The 15,807-nt window shown below is 42.0% G+C and carries 15 protein-coding genes and 1 riboswitch; of the genes, 9 read left to right on the forward strand and 6 right to left on the reverse strand.

Annotated features, from left to right (window positions below):
* Positions 1 to 58 precede the first annotated feature (58 nt).
* Both MHI08_RS01840 and MHI08_RS01845 read right to left on the reverse strand, forming a co-directional pair.
* Complete coding sequence (locus MHI08_RS01840) at positions 59 to 736, reverse strand: amino acid ABC transporter permease (protein ID WP_034283291.1); 678 nt, start codon at positions 734 to 736, stop codon at positions 59 to 61.
* Positions 737 to 748: 12 nt separating this feature from the next.
* Complete coding sequence (locus tag MHI08_RS01845; protein ID WP_024424312.1) at positions 749 to 1,621, reverse strand: transporter substrate-binding domain-containing protein; 873 nt, start codon at positions 1,619 to 1,621, stop codon at positions 749 to 751.
* A 181-nt stretch (positions 1,622 to 1,802) separates the two neighbouring features.
* Here MHI08_RS01845 and MHI08_RS01850 point away from each other — a divergent pair, with 181 nt between their 5' ends.
* Positions 1,803 to 2,132: a YckD family protein gene (locus tag MHI08_RS01850; RefSeq protein ID WP_024424311.1), complete on the forward strand. Its 330-nt coding sequence runs from the start codon at positions 1,803 to 1,805 to the stop codon at positions 2,130 to 2,132.
* A gap of 43 nt (positions 2,133 to 2,175) precedes the next feature.
* Here the strand turns inward: MHI08_RS01850 and MHI08_RS01855 are convergent, their stop codons facing one another.
* Positions 2,176 to 2,940: an MBL fold metallo-hydrolase gene (locus MHI08_RS01855; protein WP_342499932.1), complete on the reverse strand. Its 765-nt coding sequence runs from the start codon at positions 2,938 to 2,940 to the stop codon at positions 2,176 to 2,178.
* 115 nt (positions 2,941 to 3,055) lie between these two features.
* Here MHI08_RS01855 and MHI08_RS01860 point away from each other — a divergent pair, with 115 nt between their 5' ends.
* Positions 3,056 to 3,472, forward strand: coding sequence for an Lrp/AsnC family transcriptional regulator (locus MHI08_RS01860; protein ID WP_025092811.1), 417 nt, complete (start codon positions 3,056 to 3,058; stop codon positions 3,470 to 3,472).
* Between the two features lie 28 nt (positions 3,473 to 3,500).
* Positions 3,501 to 4,307, forward strand: coding sequence for an AAC(3) family N-acetyltransferase (locus MHI08_RS01865; protein ID WP_025092812.1), 807 nt, complete (start codon positions 3,501 to 3,503; stop codon positions 4,305 to 4,307).
* Between the two features lies 1 nt (position 4,308).
* On the opposite strand, the gene MHI08_RS01870 is transcribed toward MHI08_RS01865, so the two are convergent.
* From MHI08_RS01870 to MHI08_RS01880, 3 genes are all read right to left on the reverse strand, one after another.
* Positions 4,309 to 4,695 (reverse strand): competence protein ComJ, encoded by a 387-nt coding sequence (locus MHI08_RS01870; RefSeq protein WP_024427268.1) that lies wholly within the window; start codon positions 4,693 to 4,695, stop codon positions 4,309 to 4,311.
* A gap of 119 nt (positions 4,696 to 4,814) precedes the next feature.
* Positions 4,815 to 6,512, reverse strand: coding sequence for a methyl-accepting chemotaxis protein (locus MHI08_RS01875; RefSeq protein ID WP_073203732.1), 1,698 nt, complete (start codon positions 6,510 to 6,512; stop codon positions 4,815 to 4,817).
* Positions 6,513 to 6,639: 127 nt separating this feature from the next.
* Positions 6,640 to 7,068, reverse strand: coding sequence for a NucA/NucB deoxyribonuclease domain-containing protein (locus MHI08_RS01880; protein ID WP_024424305.1), 429 nt, complete (start codon positions 7,066 to 7,068; stop codon positions 6,640 to 6,642).
* Positions 7,069 to 7,434: 366 nt separating this feature from the next.
* On the opposite strand from MHI08_RS01880, the gene MHI08_RS01885 reads away from it, so the two are divergent.
* The 6 genes from MHI08_RS01885 to MHI08_RS01910 are packed head-to-tail and all read left to right on the forward strand — an operon-like array spanning position 7,435 to position 15,329.
* On the forward strand, positions 7,435 to 9,504 hold the full coding sequence (locus MHI08_RS01885; RefSeq protein WP_342499933.1) for a hydantoinase/oxoprolinase family protein: 2,070 nt from the start codon (positions 7,435 to 7,437) through the stop codon (positions 9,502 to 9,504).
* A complete protein-coding gene (locus MHI08_RS01890) occupies positions 9,494 to 11,482 on the forward strand; it encodes a hydantoinase B/oxoprolinase family protein (protein WP_341319890.1) in 1,989 nt (662 codons plus the stop codon). The genes MHI08_RS01885 and MHI08_RS01890 overlap by 11 nt, the downstream gene beginning before the upstream one ends.
* Positions 11,479 to 12,564, forward strand: coding sequence for an ABC transporter substrate-binding protein (locus tag MHI08_RS01895; protein WP_024427273.1), 1,086 nt, complete (start codon positions 11,479 to 11,481; stop codon positions 12,562 to 12,564). The genes MHI08_RS01890 and MHI08_RS01895 overlap by 4 nt, the downstream gene beginning before the upstream one ends.
* 8 nt (positions 12,565 to 12,572) lie before the next feature.
* Complete coding sequence (locus MHI08_RS01900; protein ID WP_041106605.1) at positions 12,573 to 13,664, forward strand: ABC transporter ATP-binding protein; 1,092 nt, start codon at positions 12,573 to 12,575, stop codon at positions 13,662 to 13,664.
* Entirely contained in the window at positions 13,664 to 14,533 is an 870-nt protein-coding gene (locus MHI08_RS01905) for an ABC transporter permease (RefSeq protein ID WP_024424299.1), read from the forward strand. Before MHI08_RS01900 ends, MHI08_RS01905 begins: the two co-directional genes overlap by 1 nt.
* The gene (locus MHI08_RS01910; RefSeq protein ID WP_041106603.1) at positions 14,526 to 15,329 is read left to right on the forward strand and encodes an ABC transporter permease; all 804 of its coding nucleotides are present in this window, start codon (positions 14,526 to 14,528) and stop codon (positions 15,327 to 15,329) included. The genes MHI08_RS01905 and MHI08_RS01910 overlap by 8 nt, the downstream gene beginning before the upstream one ends.
* 368 nt (positions 15,330 to 15,697) lie before the next feature.
* Positions 15,698 to 15,791: riboswitch (cyclic di-GMP riboswitch) on the forward strand.
* The last annotated feature ends 16 nt before the right edge of the window (positions 15,792 to 15,807 follow it).

The following is a 15,807-nucleotide window of genomic DNA, read 5'->3' on the forward strand; positions in this document are numbered from 1 at the left end:
GCAAAGGTTTTCTAACACGCTGAAAAAGAGCAGATCCATGAGATCTGCTCTTTTTTTGCTACAGATATTTCGCATAGCGTTTTTCTAAAAAGTCCTGAAGCAATGAGACGACACTGCAAATGCCCCAGTAAATGAGTGCGACCAAAATATACATGGTCATATAATCGAATTCTCGTCCGCCTACAATTTTTGCTTGCTGGAAGAGCTCTGGTACAGTAATCATTGCTGCCAGTGAGGAAGCTTTGATTAAATCGAGCATGACATTGGTCAATGGCGGCAGGGCGATGCGGACGGATTGGGGCAAAATGACACCACGCATCGTTTGCCAATAGCTGAGACCTAATGATTTAGCAGCTTCCACCTGTCCACTTGGAACAGAGGAGAGGGCCGCTCGGTTAATTTCTGCAATATAGGCAGCACTATTAAAGCTGAACCCAATAATGGCGGCAGTGACCGCTGTGAACTCAATGCCGATATAGGGGAATCCAAAATAGAGAATAAACAAAATCACTAAAATGGGCACGCCTCGCATGAATGAGATATACAGTCGTGCAGGCAGCCGAAGAATCCATGAATTCGCCATCCTGGCAAGGGCGATAAAAAAGCCAAGAATGGTACCAAAAAACATGCTCACAAAGGAAATGAGCAGCGTCAGCCAGATGCCTTTCATAACAAACGGAAATGACGCCTTTGCCAGTGCAGGATTAAATATATATTCTAAATGAATATCTCCCACGATTGCGGCTCCTTATTTGGAAATGTCGACATCTTCGACATCAGCATCAATTTTCTTAGAGACGTCTGCATGATTAAAGAATTTCTCAGAAATCTTTTTCATTGTTCCGTCTTTTTTCATGTCGCCTAATACACGATTTAATTCTTTTTGAAGCTCTTTGTTGTCCTTCTTCATAACAAAACCTTGTTCATTCGGCATGTACTTCAAGTCAGGGTGAATTGTAATATTTAGTTTAGGAAATGCAGCAAGAGCCAGTGTCTGCAAGTAATAATCATTTAGAATGACATCTGTACGGCCGTTTGCAACATCCTTTAGGTATTGCTCGTTTGTCGCATTATCATAAATGACTTCCTTTGCACCGTACTTACGAGCAACATCCATATAAATCGTTGTGGCAGCCCCTGCTGCTTTCTTTCCTTTTAAATCTTTTAAAGTTTTAATGCCAGATAAATCATCTTTCCGAACGATAGCCGTTCCGTAGGAATATTTATAAGGGGTTGAAAAGGCAAACTTGTCTTTTCTGTCATCTGTGATGTCGATATCATTTGCAGCGGCATCCACTTGACCAGAATTAATGGCGCTCAGCATCCCATCATAGCCCATTTCTTTAAATTCTACTTTCACATCAAGACGTTTAAACGCTTCTTTGACGACTTCTACTTCATAGCCAGTTAATTGATCCTTGCCATTAGAAGTATCATGATAAGAAGTTGGATAAAGGGTGCCTGAAGTTGCAACCACGATTTTCCCTTTCTTTTTAATCTGATCCCACTTTGTGTCTTCAGATTGAGATGAGCCTGATTGACTGCAAGCAGACATGATAAGGATGAAAGCAGATACAACAAGCATGATCCATATAGGTTTTTTATGATAAAAACGACTCATTTAAGAATCCTCCTCTATTTTTTATACAAAACAAAACATAGCACGCTTTCTCTATAAGGACAACGTTTTCAGAAGAAAAGTGAAAAAGTAAGAATATTATAAGCAATTTGCGTGTTGAAATAATGTATAAAAAAGGAAAGAGAGCGCAAAATAAAGGCGAATAAAGGAGGGAACAACAATGATGAAAAAAATAAGTAGTTTGATCATCTTGTCGATGATGCTGTTATTTGGTTTTCATATAGAAACGGCTCATGGAGAAACACCTCAAATGGAAAAGCGCCCGGTGACACATCAAGTGAAATTAACAGCAGAACAACAAAAACAAATTGAAATCCTTGAGCAGCAAATTCTTTCTAAGCGAAAAGAAGTCATTGAGAAATATGTACAGTACGGCGTGTTAACAAAGGAACAAGGCACACACATCACGAAACGAATGGATGAGCATTACACTCATTTGAAAAAGAACGGATTTGTTCCATTGCTGAAAAAACCACAGCACCACCGCCCATGATAATGATGAAACCGGCAGCGAAGTGCCGGTTTTTTATTGTCGATCAGAAGGTGAGACTTTCCCCATCTTGAGGGACAAAAATGGCTTGATCTGCATGATGCTCTTGAACGTAAGCTTCTAAAACAGCTCTTGTTAACAGGCAATGATTCACTGCTTCAAGATGACAGACGACAATTTGAGCTTTTGGCTGAGAACGGTGAATGTCTAGAATCTCTTCCTTGGTCATTGTAATAGGATCGCCTTCTAAAAATTGAGCAGCCCCGCTATTGACCACAATGACGTCTGGCTTGCTTGTATTCACAACCTCTTTCGGTTCATCACACCAAATGGTATCACCTGCAATATAAAGGGTAGGTTCATCAGGGTGAGAGAAAACAAAACCGCTCACCTGCCCCATCCGCTTCGCCGTTTCTCCCGTCCCATGCTGTCCGCCTGTACGTTTAATATGAACGCCGCAAATGTCCATTTCATCTTCAATGCATGTGACATGCTGAAATCCAGCTTCTTCAACTTCTTTTCGATCCTTCTCCGATTGAGTATAAATTGGTTGATCCTGAGCTAATTTCCTTTTGGCCTCGTCGTCAAAGTGGTCCACATGTAAATGAGAGAGTAAGACAGCATCTGGGTGTAACAGACTGTCTAAATCTATATTTACAGGAAGCTCCACAATAGGATTGTTCAAATGTTGATTGGCTGTATGAGGGAACGGTGGATATGTTCCTTTTGCTGCTAAAAAGGGATCGATTAAAAAAGTTGAATGACCATAGTGAAGGTATAAAGTCGCATTGCGAATGAGTGTAATTTTCATAAAAAGGCCTCCTTTTTTTCTGATTAAGTTTACAGTATATTAAAAGAGTTCTACGTGACAGAGGATTATGAAAGTGTTTTGGCAGAAGGGCTTGATTTTTGAAAGAGGTGAGCCAATGCTAGACCAAACAGATATGAATATTTTAAAAGAACTATCAAAGAACAGCCGATTAACGATGAAAGCTCTAGGTGAAAAAGTTCATTTAACCGGCCAAGCTGTTGCAAATCGGGTGTTAAAGCTAGAAGAAGAAGGCGTGATTGAAGCATATACCATTTCAATTGATTGGCAGACACAAAAGACGATTCAAACCTTTTTGCAGCTATATACCCGTAGTCATCATCATGAACCACTTTTGTCGTTTCTTTATAAAAAGGAAGAAATCAAGAATTTGTTCAAAATAAGTGGTGAAGGCTGTTATATGGCTGAAGGGCATTTCTCCAGTCATGATGAACTTGATCAGTTTTTAACGGAGCTGACGAATTACGCAAATTACAAACTGTCTATTGCGGTTAAACGTCTCATTCATCAGTAATAGAAGAGACGCAGGAGGAAAAGGAACGATGCAAAAATTAATCGAAAATCAAGCTGAACCGATGACAAAGGAAAGAATCAAAGCAGACTTGGTTCAACTTGGTGTGAAAAAGGGCATGATTTTATGTGTTCATTCATCTTTATCATCAATCGGCTGGGTAAATGGAGGCGCTGTAGCCGTCATACAAGCATTGATGGAAACCTTAACAGAAGAAGGGACACTGATTATGCCGGCACAAACGTTAGAGCTTTCTGATCCCGCCGATTGGATCGATCCGCCTGTTCCTTATTCATGGTGGAAATCGATCAAAGAAACAATGCCCGCATTTGACCCAGCTTACACGACACCAGCAGCAATGGGAAAGGTGGCGGAAACATTTTGGAAATACCCAGGCGTGGCGAGAAGCAATCATCCCCATTTTTCATTCACCGCCTGGGGGAAAAGAAAACATGAAATTCTGCAACACCATGCACTTTCCTTTGGATTAGGAGAGCAGTCGCCTCTTGGCCGCATGTATGATCTTCATGCTCAAGTGCTGCTGCTTGGCGCATCATTTGAGAGCATGACAGCTTTTCATCTAGCTGAATACCGAATCCCTCAACAGGACCTCATGACAAGAGGAGCCCCTATTTTAGAGAATGGGTGGAGGGTATGGAAAGAGTACCAAGATATCATCACAAGAGAAGAACTATTTGAACAGATTGGCCGTGATTTTCTGCAATCAGGAGGCATCCATCAGCACAATCAAATTGGACTTGCCAGTTCATATTTACTGCCCATGAGAGAATCGGTAGACTATGCGGAACAGTGGCTTGATCTATACGATCAGTCGTAATCTACACTGTTTGGAAATTTACATAATAAACGTCTTGATCAGGCTGCTGTGAGGTGTAGCAGGTAAGCTGATAGTTTCCTTTTGGAATGGAAAAAGACAGCACATTGGCCATGACGCTTGTGATATAAACTTGGTCACTTGTAAGCGTAAAGGGAACTGTTATGGCTCTATCAACCGAGACTTGGGGCTCATCGCTATTTAATGTCACAATAATAGACGCCTTTCCATTATTGATTCCTTCAAAGGAAACTCCTTGATCTCCTGTTGCAAATCCTTGAAGAATGTCCTCATCTGTCCAATCAATAACAGGTGGTGTTTCGCTTCCGGTGTATACCGTGATTTGGTGGTAGGAGATAGATAGGGAATAGGCTTGATTTAAGTGATTCATATAAAAAGCTCCTTTATTTATGGATTTTCGTTGGAACGTGAATGGTTAAAGAGTGATTCTTGAGGAGAAAGTTAGGCAGCAAGACGATTGTCGCCGTCTTGCGCTATTTGGTGTGGGATCTAGATGTGAAATTGCGAGACCATTGCTTTTAAATCTCCTGCTAAATGGGCAAGCGCTTCTGATGAAGCTGTTACTTCTTCCATTGCAGCAAATTGTTCTTCTGTTAAACCGGCTACTTGCTGTGAATGTTCACTCGTTCGTTTCACGCCTTCTGTAATAGACGCAAAAGACTGTTTCGCATCGTTTGTATAAGCTGCGATTTTTTGTGATGCACTTGATAAATGCTTAATGCCATTCGCCATTTCTCTCATTGACTGCTGGATATCATGAAATGATTCCTCTGTATGAGAGATAAGTACAGCCCCTTGAGCCGCTTCCTCTCTTACTCGTTTGATGGCATTCGTCGAATGAGTCATCTCTTTTTGTATTTCAGAAATGAGATGGGAAATCATGTTTGATGATGCTTGAGATTCTTCTGCAAGCTTTCTCACTTCGTCTGCGACAACAGCAAATCCTTTTCCATGCTCACCTGCCCGTGCTGCTTCAATTGCTGCATTAAGAGCTAGCAGGTTTGTCTGGCTGGCGATATCTGTAATGACTTTGGAAATATGATCAATTTCAGCTGAACGTGTTTCCAATGCTTGAATCGCTGTACCATTTTCTTCAATTGATTTAGCAATAGACGTCATTTGTGAATGAACTTCACCGATATTGTGTACACCTTTTTGGGCCACTTCTTGTGCGGAGTGACTTCTTGAAGCCATTTGTCCTGCATTTTCAGTGATGTTTGCCAGCTCGTTTGATACTTGAATCATTTTGTGCTCACTAGCTGTCATTTGAGTGGACTGTTCTTCTGAAGATTGTGCCACTTCTTGAATCGTGTAGGTGATTTTTTCTGATGCTGCACTCGTTTCTTCTGCGCTAGCTGACAGCTGCTCAGAGGATGTGGCCACTAATTCAGACGTGTTCATGACATTTAGAATGGTTTGATTTAGTTTTTCACGCATCTTATTGAAATGGCCAGCCAGATCAGACAATTCATCACCAGCAGTATCCGTCACATTGATGGTTAAATCACCTTCGCCTGCACTCTTAATGGCAGAAGCCATATGCTTGAGGCGTGCCTGAATCCGTTTAGTGAAAATAGAAATAATGATGACCGAAACGATCAGACTTAACAAAAGGACGATGACAAATTGTATATAGAATGACTGAAGCATTTGTGAAATCATGCTTTGATTGGCGCCAGTATAAAAAATACCAATTGTTTCGCCTGCTTCATTTTTGATCGGCATATAAGCCGTTTGATAGTCTTTCCCGGCAACATTTGCAGTGCCGTAATAGTTTTCTCCTTTATCTAAAACAGTGGTCTTCACTTCAGGAGAGACTTCTGTACCTACAGCTCTTTTCCCGTTTAACATGACATTCGTAGCAACGCGGGTATTTCCTTGAAAAATCGTGATTGTATCACCGGTATATTCGGCTAATTGGTCAACCAATGTGTCATGATCATTCATTTGCGTATTTCCTTTGAATAGCTTGTCCTCTTTAATCTGCCACGAGCCTTCTACTTTTTCATTCAGGTAGGCGTAGCCTAGTTTTAAATCACCTTTTGCTTTTTCAGTTGCCATATGCTTGATGTTTTCTGTCATCTCGCGATTCACCACATAACCAACAACTGCGGAAAAGATGATGAGGACACTTAAAAAGATCAGCAAAATTTTGGCGCCAAGCCTCAGTTTTCCCTTTTTCTTCATGCTTTTTAACTCCTTTAGGTATAAGGTAGGATATCCCTCCTTAAGGATTATCGGCATGAAAAAAGTGTTTAAAATACCTGCATGCAGTCATGTGAAAATTTTTTTAATATAGAAAAGGGAAAGGCTGCTAATCGATGATAAATTGAATTCTTGTGCCGTCAGGATCATCCGATAATTGATGACTTACCCACGAGCCTGCGCCTCTATTATCAGAAGGGCGTACATATTTGACAGAAGCTCCTGTGCCTCCTTCTTTGCACATTGCCATTGGCCATTCGTCACGATCATACCCGCGCTTTGTTGGAACGCCATGTAATGATCGATCCCTCTGCTCATCACTATGTTTACGGTCAATTGTACAAATGGATGAATGACCTTCATCAATGGCTTCTTCTATGTGCTTGGCTGTTTCGGGGTAGCGGTCTGATGGAAAATGAATCGTTTTGTCATAAGATGAATTCGCTGTCTCTTGTTTCCCTTGCTCCAGCTGGATATAGCCTGTTGCTACACCAATAACAATCAATAAAAGCAAGAGAATCATTTTAAGAAGTTTCATAGGTGCTGGCTCTCTTTCTTGTTTGCGTATTTTGTAAACAGAAGTATAGCAGAATTACTTACCAATTTCTCCTGGTTTTGAAAAAACGCCTTTTAAAATTCAAAAAACAGATTTTACTTGATTTCTTGTTTTTCATTTTTGTAGAAATTCATAAAAATTTTAATTTTGTAGAGCATAAAACGATTATGCTCATCCAAAATGGCTTTATCACTGCTTTTTGAGCTAATTTCAAGAATTTAACACACAGAAATTTCAAAAAATAAAATTGACTAGACCGATCTGCTTTAATAATATGGAGTCAAATATCAAAAAATGTCGTAATTTATCAAAATATGATTCTAATTACATTGTAGGAGGGAAGTACAAATGGCGGATGTCTCATACTGGCTCGGAATAGACATAGGCGGAACATTTACTGATTTATCGTTGATAAATGAAGCAACAGGGGAGCTGACTGAACTCAAGACACCCACAGTGACTGATGACCCAGCCCAAGGTATTATCAATGGGTTAAATCTTCTAAAAAAAAGAGGGGTTGATTTATCCAACATCCAATACCTCGTTCACGGAATGACAATCGGTCTTAATACATTATTGCAGCGAAAAGGAGCAGATTTAGCCCTTTTTGTGACAGAAGGATTTCAAGATATATTGTCACTTCAACGTTTACGACTACCCATTCCTTATGACTTCAATTCTCGTTTGCCAGAACCATTGATACCTCGGAAACATGTATATCCAATCTCTGAAAGGTTGATACACGATGGTACGATCAAAAACCCTCTCCATCTGCAGCAGTTAGATGATGCAGTCCAGCATGTTATATCTAAAAATCTAGCAGGTATCGTCATTTCTTTTTTACATAGTTATCAAAACCCAGTTCATGAATTACAGGCAAAAGCCTATATCAATCATCATTATCCACAGTTAGAAGTCCTTACTTCATCTGAATTATGGCCTCAAATGAGGGAATACGAGCGTACAGTGATGTCTGTTGTTAATTTGTACATTCAACCAAAGGTGAAACAGTATTTACAAACACTGAAAAGTCGTTTGAAGGAAGAAGGTGTACCAATTTCTCCATACATTACACAATCAAATGGTGGTTTAATGGATGCAGAAAGTGCGGCAACCTCGCCTGTTAAGACTCTCTTTTCTGGTCCGGCAGCTGGTGTCATCGGTGCGGCGAGAATTGCAGCATCAGCTAGTGAACCCAACCTGATCACTTTTGATGTCGGGGGGACGAGTGCAGATATCTCGATTATTCAAAATGGACAGCCTACAATGGCGCAATCGAATCAGCTTTCAGGCTTTCCAATTATTCTCCCATCTGTTGCGATGTATTCAATAGGAGCAGGGGGAGGTTCGGTAGCATGGATTGATCAGGGCGGACTTCTAAAAGCGGGGCCAGAATCAGTTGGCTCGAATCCGGGACCAGCTTCGTATGGAAAGGGAGAAAAAGCAGCTTTAACTGATGCGTTTCTTATATGCGGTTATCTCAATCAAGAACGTTTTGCCGGAGGACATTTACAATTACAGTTGTCTGCGGCGAAAAAGGCCTTTCAGCCAATTGCTGATCAGCTCAACAAAACGGTTGAAGAGGCTGCTGACCAGCTCATTCAAGTAGCCGTAGCCAATATGTACACAGAATTAAGCAATGTGATGGAGCAGCAAGGATTTGACCCTAGAGATTTTAGTTTGCTGGCGTTTGGCGGAGCAGGGCCGGTTGTGGCGAATTTTCTTGCGAGAGAAATTCATGCGAAAAATGTGGTTGTTCCTCCGAGTCCGGGTACATTATGTGCATTAGGTGCTCTGACCGCTGACTTTATTCATGATGCGGTGCTGTCGAAGAAAATATGCTTACAAGACTATTCGATCAACCAACTAAAACAAGATTATGAGAAGCTGTCGCGAAAAGCGGCTGATTGGGTCAGCCAGCAGGACATTCAGCATATCAATCAGACATCCATTCTATTATTAGCAGACGCACGTTATCAAGGACAGGCATTTGAGATTGAATTGCCATTATCGATTGATTGGCTAAAACAAGAACAAGACATCCACCAACTCATTGAAGCCTTTCACAAACTGCATCAACGACAATATGGTCATAGGGATGATCAGGCAAACATCGAGTTTACTCATTTACGCGTTCGAGTCATAGGCGAGACGCCTCCTCTGCCTTTTTCACCTGTTCATGAAAGCAGCGGACAGTCTTTGAAACCATATGAATATAGACGAATCTTTATAGAGGAAAAAGAATACGAAGCATCGGTTTATAACCGGGATACTCTGTCAGTAGGTTCTATTGTTAATGGACCAGCCGTTATTGAGCAGGATGATACAACAACATTAATTTTGCCAAACTGGGCAGGCAGCATTGATCCATCAGGTAACTTAGTGATTTCAAAGGAGGCAGCTTTACATGAGAACTGATCCAGCAAAGCTTGAGATGATGCGCAGTTATTTTAATGCGATTGCATCAGGCATGGGACATGTCATTGAACGAACGTCATTTACGACCTTCGTCAAAGAATCTGCTGACTTTGCGACAGCATTAGCCACGCCTTCTGGAGATTTCTTTGTTTATCCGAAGACAGTGGGTGTGACGATCTTTTTAGGGCTGAGTCTAAAAAAGGCGATTGAAGAAAGCGGGCCGATGCAGCCAGGAGACATTATCATCACTAATGATCCTTATACGACAGATGGTTTGGCGACTCACCTGCCAGATGTCCATATCATTAAGCCGATTTTTGTAGATGATGAAATCGTAAGCTATGCTTGGTCTTTTGTTCATGTCAGTGATGTGGGTGGACTTGTGCCTTCGAGTATTTCACCGACAGCAACGGATGTTCATCAAGAAGGATTAAGAATTCCGCCAGTAAAAATTTATGAAGGCGGAAAAGAGAATCAGGTCGTACGTACCTTTTTAAGAGCTAACAGCCGCGCTAGTCATCTAAATGATGGTGATATCAATGCGATGATTGCTGCAGTGAATACAGCAGATATTCGGTTAAAAGAAATGATTGAGAAATTCGGAAAAAACGAAGTGAAACAAGGAATGATAGACTTGCTGAAGCAAGCCGAGGATCGTGCTGGAAAGGTCATTGAAGCTATACCGGATGGAACGAGTGAATTTGCTGATTATTTAGATGATGATATGATCTCAGACGTCCCTATTCGGTTGAAAATCAAGCTAACGATCAAAGGGAAACGGCTGACGCTCGATTTTTCTGAGTGTGATCCGCAAGTAAAAACAGCCTTTAACCTTGTCACCAATGGTCAGAAGCATTCCTTTCTTTATCAAGGGTTGATTAATTACATCATTAGTAAGGATCCTTTTATACCGATTAATGGTGGAATAACGTATCCAATTGACGTGGTCTCTCCTAAAGGAACGCTGGTGCACCCAGAATACCCTGCCTCTGTCGGAATTCGGCATTCGATTACGATGAGGCTGTACAATGTCGTGCTAGGCGCCATTGGTAAGCTGCTGCCTGAAGCAGTGCCGGCAGCAGGTGCAGGTCAATCTGCCATTGTGGTTCTCTCTGTACCTGATGATCAAACGGGTGGCAGGAAAATGTCCGTTGTCGAACCATTAGGCGGAGGCGGAGGTGCTCAAAATGGTACTGATGGAGTGGACGGTATTGATCATTCGTCAGGCTTTTTGAAGAATACCCCAATTGAGAGTTTGGAACAGCATATTGATATTCATGTTCACCGATATGAGCTTCTGCCGAATACAGGTGGAGCTGGTGAAAATCGAGGCGGACATGCGATTGGTTTGGAATTTGAAATGATAAAGCCTGAATCGATGGTGACAGCACGAGGAATGGAACGGATGAAGTTTCAGCCTTGGGGATTAATGGGCGGCCGAGCAGGAGCGGTTGGTGAGGTCAAGCTGATCACAGCTAATGGTGAGAAACAAGACCAGCCCAAAATAGATGTCTTGCGACTTGATAAAGGCGATATCGTTCAATTGATTTCACCAAGTGGAGGCGGCTGGGGGAATCCATTTGCTAGGAAGAAAGAAAAAGTCCTTCAGGAAGTGGAAGCAGGTCTATTAAGTGAAGAAAGAGCGCTGCAGCAATATGGTGTGAAAGTATATTTAGACCAAAATGAATGGAAGATTGATGAGGAGCAGACGAGCAGGGTGCGTGAAAAGGTTAATCATTCTCCATCTACTGACGTGTGGGATTTCGGAGAACAAAGAGCAGCTTATGAGAAAGTATGGACGGACGAAGCCAGCAGTGAGCTTGCCGTTCAGCTTCGTTCCTATCCGGCTAATGAACGTACGCACTATAAACATGCAGTTCATCAACATTTCAGTCATAGAAATGAGCCGTTAACAAAGGAAGATATTACTCAAGCACTTCGTCAAATGAATGGACAAAAAGGGGGAAATGAATCATGAAAAGAAGATTAATCGCTATTTTTGCAGGCATCCTATCAATCGTTGTACTGCTGACCGCTTGTGGTGGAAATGGAAAGGATCAAGGCAAACAGCAGCAGACTGTGATTGTTGGCGTATATGGAGGCGATTGGGAAAAGAATATCAAACCAATCCTCGAAAAGTTTGAAAAAGATACAGGAATTAAAGTGCAAACCGTCTCTGGGGCGGATTCTGAATGGTTTACAAAATTAAAAGCGTCAAATGGGAAAAATCCACCATATGACTTACTAATCTTACAGCCTGATACGATTCAAAGAGGTATCGCGGCAAACGTTCTTGCGCCTATTGATGAAGATCAAGCGCCGAACGTCAAAAAGCTTTACCGTTCTGTCCAAAAGAAGCTTACTGTGAATGGAAAACAATATGCAGCAGGCTTTAGTATGGGGCAGCTTGGTATTGCTTATAGAAAAGACCTCGTCAAGCAGGAACCAAACAGCTGGACTGACCTATGGAGCAGTCAGCTGAAAGGGAAGGTAGCCATTTCATCTCCGACTTATTCAGCCGGTTTGCAATTTTTCTCTGCACTTGTTCATGCGCAAGGGGGGACAGAATCAAATCCTAAGGATATTGATAAAGCATTTAAAAGTCTCGCGCAGTTAAAAGGTCATGTTGCTGCTTTTCCAGATAACCCAGGATCGATTCAAACCTTGTTAGAACGTGGGGATGTTGCGGCTGTTCCATATTGGGACGGGCGAGTATTTGCACTTGAAGAAGAAGGCATGGATATTGGTTTCTCATATCCGAAAGAAGGTGCTGTTGCAGCTGTTGCGAGCTGGGCTTTAACGAAGGGAAGTCCGCATGAAGAAGCGGCGTACAAACTATTAAACTACTTAAGTGGAAAAGAAGCTCAGGAGGCTTTCTCGGAAAAATCTTATTATGGCATGTCGAATTCTGATGTGAAATACGATGACAAGATTAAGGGGAAAGTGAAAGTTGGAGAAAATTATTACAGCAAGCTGACGTGGGTAGATTATGAAACAGCGACCTCTGAGCTTGGCAATTGGACAAACCGATGGAACGAAGTATTAGGCGGAGGAAAATAGGTGATCGCATGAGTGGAATTCATTTAGAACACATCAGTCAGCACTTCGGTGAGCAGATTGCTCTCAACGATGTCAGTCTTACGGTGAATGAGGGAGAGTTTTTCTCCCTTCTTGGTCCTAGCGGCTGCGGAAAATCAACGTTATTAAACATCATTGGCGGTTTTTTAGAACCAACAAAAGGTGTCGTCTATATTGGTGATCAGGATGTGACAGCTTTGCCGCCTTACCAAAGAAAAACAGGTATGGTCTTTCAAAGCTATGCACTCTTTCCGCATCTGACTGTATTTGATAATGTGGCGTACGGGCTAAAGGTTCAAAAGAAAAAGAAGGCGGAAATCAAAGAGAAGGTGATGGAAAGCTTGTCTCTTGTTCAATTAGAGGCATTTGCGAAACGGATGCCCCACCAATTAAGCGGTGGTCAGCAGCAGCGGGTAGCGATTGCAAGAGCGCTGGCGATTCAGCCGTCTGTTCTCCTTCTTGATGAACCGCTCAGCAACCTGGATGCCAAACTAAGAAAAAACATGCAGACAGAGCTGCGAAATATTCAAAGGAATGTCGGGATTACAACCATTCTTGTGACACATGATCAAGAGGAAGCCTTAAGCCTTTCTGATCGGGTTGGAATTTTAGGAGAGGGAAGAATTCAGCAGATTGGGACGCCTTTAGAGGTGTACCGCCAGCCAAACAACCGATTTGTAGCTGAATTCATCGGACAGGTGAACATCTTTGAGGCCGTGTACAATGAAGCTGATGTGGCATTTACAGTTCCGCATGTCACCCATTCAAACGGTCAGCATCTTCAGCTGCAGGCTGCGGCACATCAAGGGAAGAGGGAAAAGCAACTGCTTATGCTGCGCCCTGAAAGAATCAGCATCTCTTCTGAGCGGGAGGAAGTAAAGCCGAACCATGTATCAGGCGTGCTGTCAGATGTGAGTTATATTGGGCATTCATTACGTTTGGTTGTGGGGCTTGATAATGGTGAAATCATTGTCCATGCTTCTGATGCGGCATTTCCCGAGCTGCCTGAAGTTGGAGAAACCGTCCATATCCATTGGCAGCCTGAAGATATCGTTTTCTTAGATTCGAAGGTGCATACGTGATGCGAATCAAGAAAAAGAATCAACGATTTCATTGGTTTATGCTGCTGCCAGCCTGTTTGTTTCTTGTTGTATTTTTACTAGCTCCGCTTGTGATGATGCTCGTTCTCAGTTTTCGCGATGTCGATTCGATGATGAATACATTACAAACGTATAGCTTTTCTCAATATATTCATGTGTTCACGACAGATGCATATGTAAAGGCGATTGGAAGTACTGTGTGGGTGGCTTTGCAGACAACGGTGATTTGTTTATTGATGGCATACCCCGCAGCATACGTGCTCGTCAAAGCACCTAATCCGCGTCTGCGGGCATTTTTCTATATCTTACTAGTGTCGCCGCTTTTGACAAGTGTTGTGATTCGGACATTTGCATGGATCGTTCTTCTTTCGCAAAATGGTCTGATCAATGGCATGTTACTAGATTTACAGGTAATTGAGAAGCCGCTCTCGATGCTGTGGAATATGAATGCGGTCATTATTGCCTATGTCCAAGTCATGCTGCCATTTGCAGTACTGCCGATCGCAACAAGCTTAACCGATATGGATCGTCACTTAAGACCGGCTTCTATGAGTCTTGGAGCTGGCCGGATTCGAACCTTTTTTCATGTCACCTTACCATTGACCATTCCAGGCATGGTGACTGGCGCGATCATCGTCTTCTCACTGGCAGCAGGAAGTTATATCACCCCGCTGTTAGTCGGCGGACGGATGCAGCCGCTGCTGCCGCTGTCAATTTATCAGCAGGTCATGCAGGTGTATAATTTGCCTCTTGCTGCAGCTATGTCCTTTACATTATTGGTTTGTGTGCTTGTGGTAGTCAGTCTATTAAGCTATTTATTGAAGCGTTGGGAGGCGAGGATGCATGCGTAAAAAGTCAATAGGTGACCGCTTGCTTTCCATCCTGATTTGGACTGCTGGGTCATTGGTTTATCTTTTTTTAACCATACCTGTTCTTGTGATCGTCCTATCTGCTTTTAGTCCAAATGCCTTTCCTGAATTTCCACCGACTTCGTTCTCTGTGCGCTGGTTTCATGAGGTCGTGTCAAATCCAGAATGGATGGAATCTCTTCGGATCAGTGTGATTCTGCTGTTCATCGTGACGCCTCTCACGGTTCTTTTAGGGACAATGGCTTCGTATGCTTTAGCAAGGCTTACCTTTAAGGGAAAGGAGGCTGTCCAAGCTTTCATTCTGTCACCTCTCATGATTCCTCAGGTGGTGTTAGGGATTGCAATGCTTTACTTGTTTACGGCTATGGGCTTTACAGGGTCTTTGTGGGCGCTCGTCATTGGTCACGTCATCATTGGTTTTCCCTATGTGGTTCGAACGGTAGGCGTGAGTGTTTCGAATTTAGATCCGCGGCTTGAGCTGGCTTCAATGAATCTTGGCGCAGGACCCATTCGCACGTTTTTTCGAGTCACATTGCCTTTGATTAAGCCGGGAATCATTGCAGGAGGGGTGTTTTCAGCTGTGACGTCATTTGGGGAAATATCGATCAGTTTGTTCGTTTCCTCTCCTCAAACCATTACAATTCCTGTCAGGACCTTTAATTACATTGAGCAGACCTTTGATCCAAGTGTCAATGCGATATCTGTCATATTTATTATCATTTCTATCATTGCGCTGCTCATTATTGAAAAAACGATTGGTCTGTCTAAGGTGATGTAAATATAATGAAGAAACAAGGAGTTGTCATTTGAAATGACAACTCTTTTTTTGTTGTTTTTACAGTAAAAAAATTCATTTTTTTTAGGGAATATAGTTCTTAAGATTTAAGAATTTGCGGGGAACGCAAGGAGACCTCTATCCTACATTTTCGGTCATATTTTCAAAATTTAAGGGAAAATATGAAATTTTTGCGGTATTTAGTCGATTATTTTCGGTTGAACGCAACTATTATTAGTTATTTTCGGTAAATATCGTCAATTCTCACAGGATCCCTTCGGTATAACGCATGAATCTTTACACCCATTTTTCGGTGAAAAAAACAATATTTTCATATAAAGTGGACGTAAATAGAAAATATCTAAAAGAAAAGAAGAAAAAGGCAAATCTATGGAAACATAGAGACGCAAAGCCATGTCCTAAGGTAAATGATTCTTTTTTTGCTAAGGTCGGCAGGCTACCGAATGAAAATGGGAGTCCC

The sequence above is a fragment of the Bacillus sp. FSL M7-0791 genome, assembly GCF_038627085.1.
In the GTDB taxonomy this organism is placed as follows: Bacteria; Bacillota; Bacilli; order Bacillales; family Bacillaceae; genus Bacillus; species Bacillus safensis.

Coding starts and splice junctions, on each gene's coding strand:
- MHI08_RS01855 (WP_342499932.1), bottom strand. CDS start 2,940: ATGAAAATTACACTCATTCGCAATGCGACTTTATACCTTCACTATGGT.
- MHI08_RS01870 (WP_024427268.1), bottom strand. CDS start 4,695: ATGAATCACTTAAATCAAGCCTATTCCCTATCTATCTCCTACCACCAA.
- MHI08_RS01860 (WP_025092811.1), top strand. CDS start 3,056: ATGCTAGACCAAACAGATATGAATATTTTAAAAGAACTATCAAAGAAC.
- MHI08_RS01890 (WP_341319890.1), top strand. CDS start 9,494: ATGAGAACTGATCCAGCAAAGCTTGAGATGATGCGCAGTTATTTTAAT.
- MHI08_RS01845 (WP_024424312.1), bottom strand. CDS start 1,621: ATGAGTCGTTTTTATCATAAAAAACCTATATGGATCATGCTTGTTGTA.
- MHI08_RS01865 (WP_025092812.1), top strand. CDS start 3,501: ATGCAAAAATTAATCGAAAATCAAGCTGAACCGATGACAAAGGAAAGA.
- MHI08_RS01885 (WP_342499933.1), top strand. CDS start 7,435: ATGGCGGATGTCTCATACTGGCTCGGAATAGACATAGGCGGAACATTT.
- MHI08_RS01875 (WP_073203732.1), bottom strand. CDS start 6,512: ATGAAGAAAAAGGGAAAACTGAGGCTTGGCGCCAAAATTTTGCTGATC.
- MHI08_RS01850 (WP_024424311.1), top strand. CDS start 1,803: ATGAAAAAAATAAGTAGTTTGATCATCTTGTCGATGATGCTGTTATTT.
- MHI08_RS01880 (WP_024424305.1), bottom strand. CDS start 7,068: ATGAAACTTCTTAAAATGATTCTCTTGCTTTTATTGATTGTTATTGGT.
- MHI08_RS01910 (WP_041106603.1), top strand. CDS start 14,526: ATGCGTAAAAAGTCAATAGGTGACCGCTTGCTTTCCATCCTGATTTGG.
- MHI08_RS01900 (WP_041106605.1), top strand. CDS start 12,573: ATGAGTGGAATTCATTTAGAACACATCAGTCAGCACTTCGGTGAGCAG.
- MHI08_RS01905 (WP_024424299.1), top strand. CDS start 13,664: ATGCGAATCAAGAAAAAGAATCAACGATTTCATTGGTTTATGCTGCTG.
- MHI08_RS01895 (WP_024427273.1), top strand. CDS start 11,479: ATGAAAAGAAGATTAATCGCTATTTTTGCAGGCATCCTATCAATCGTT.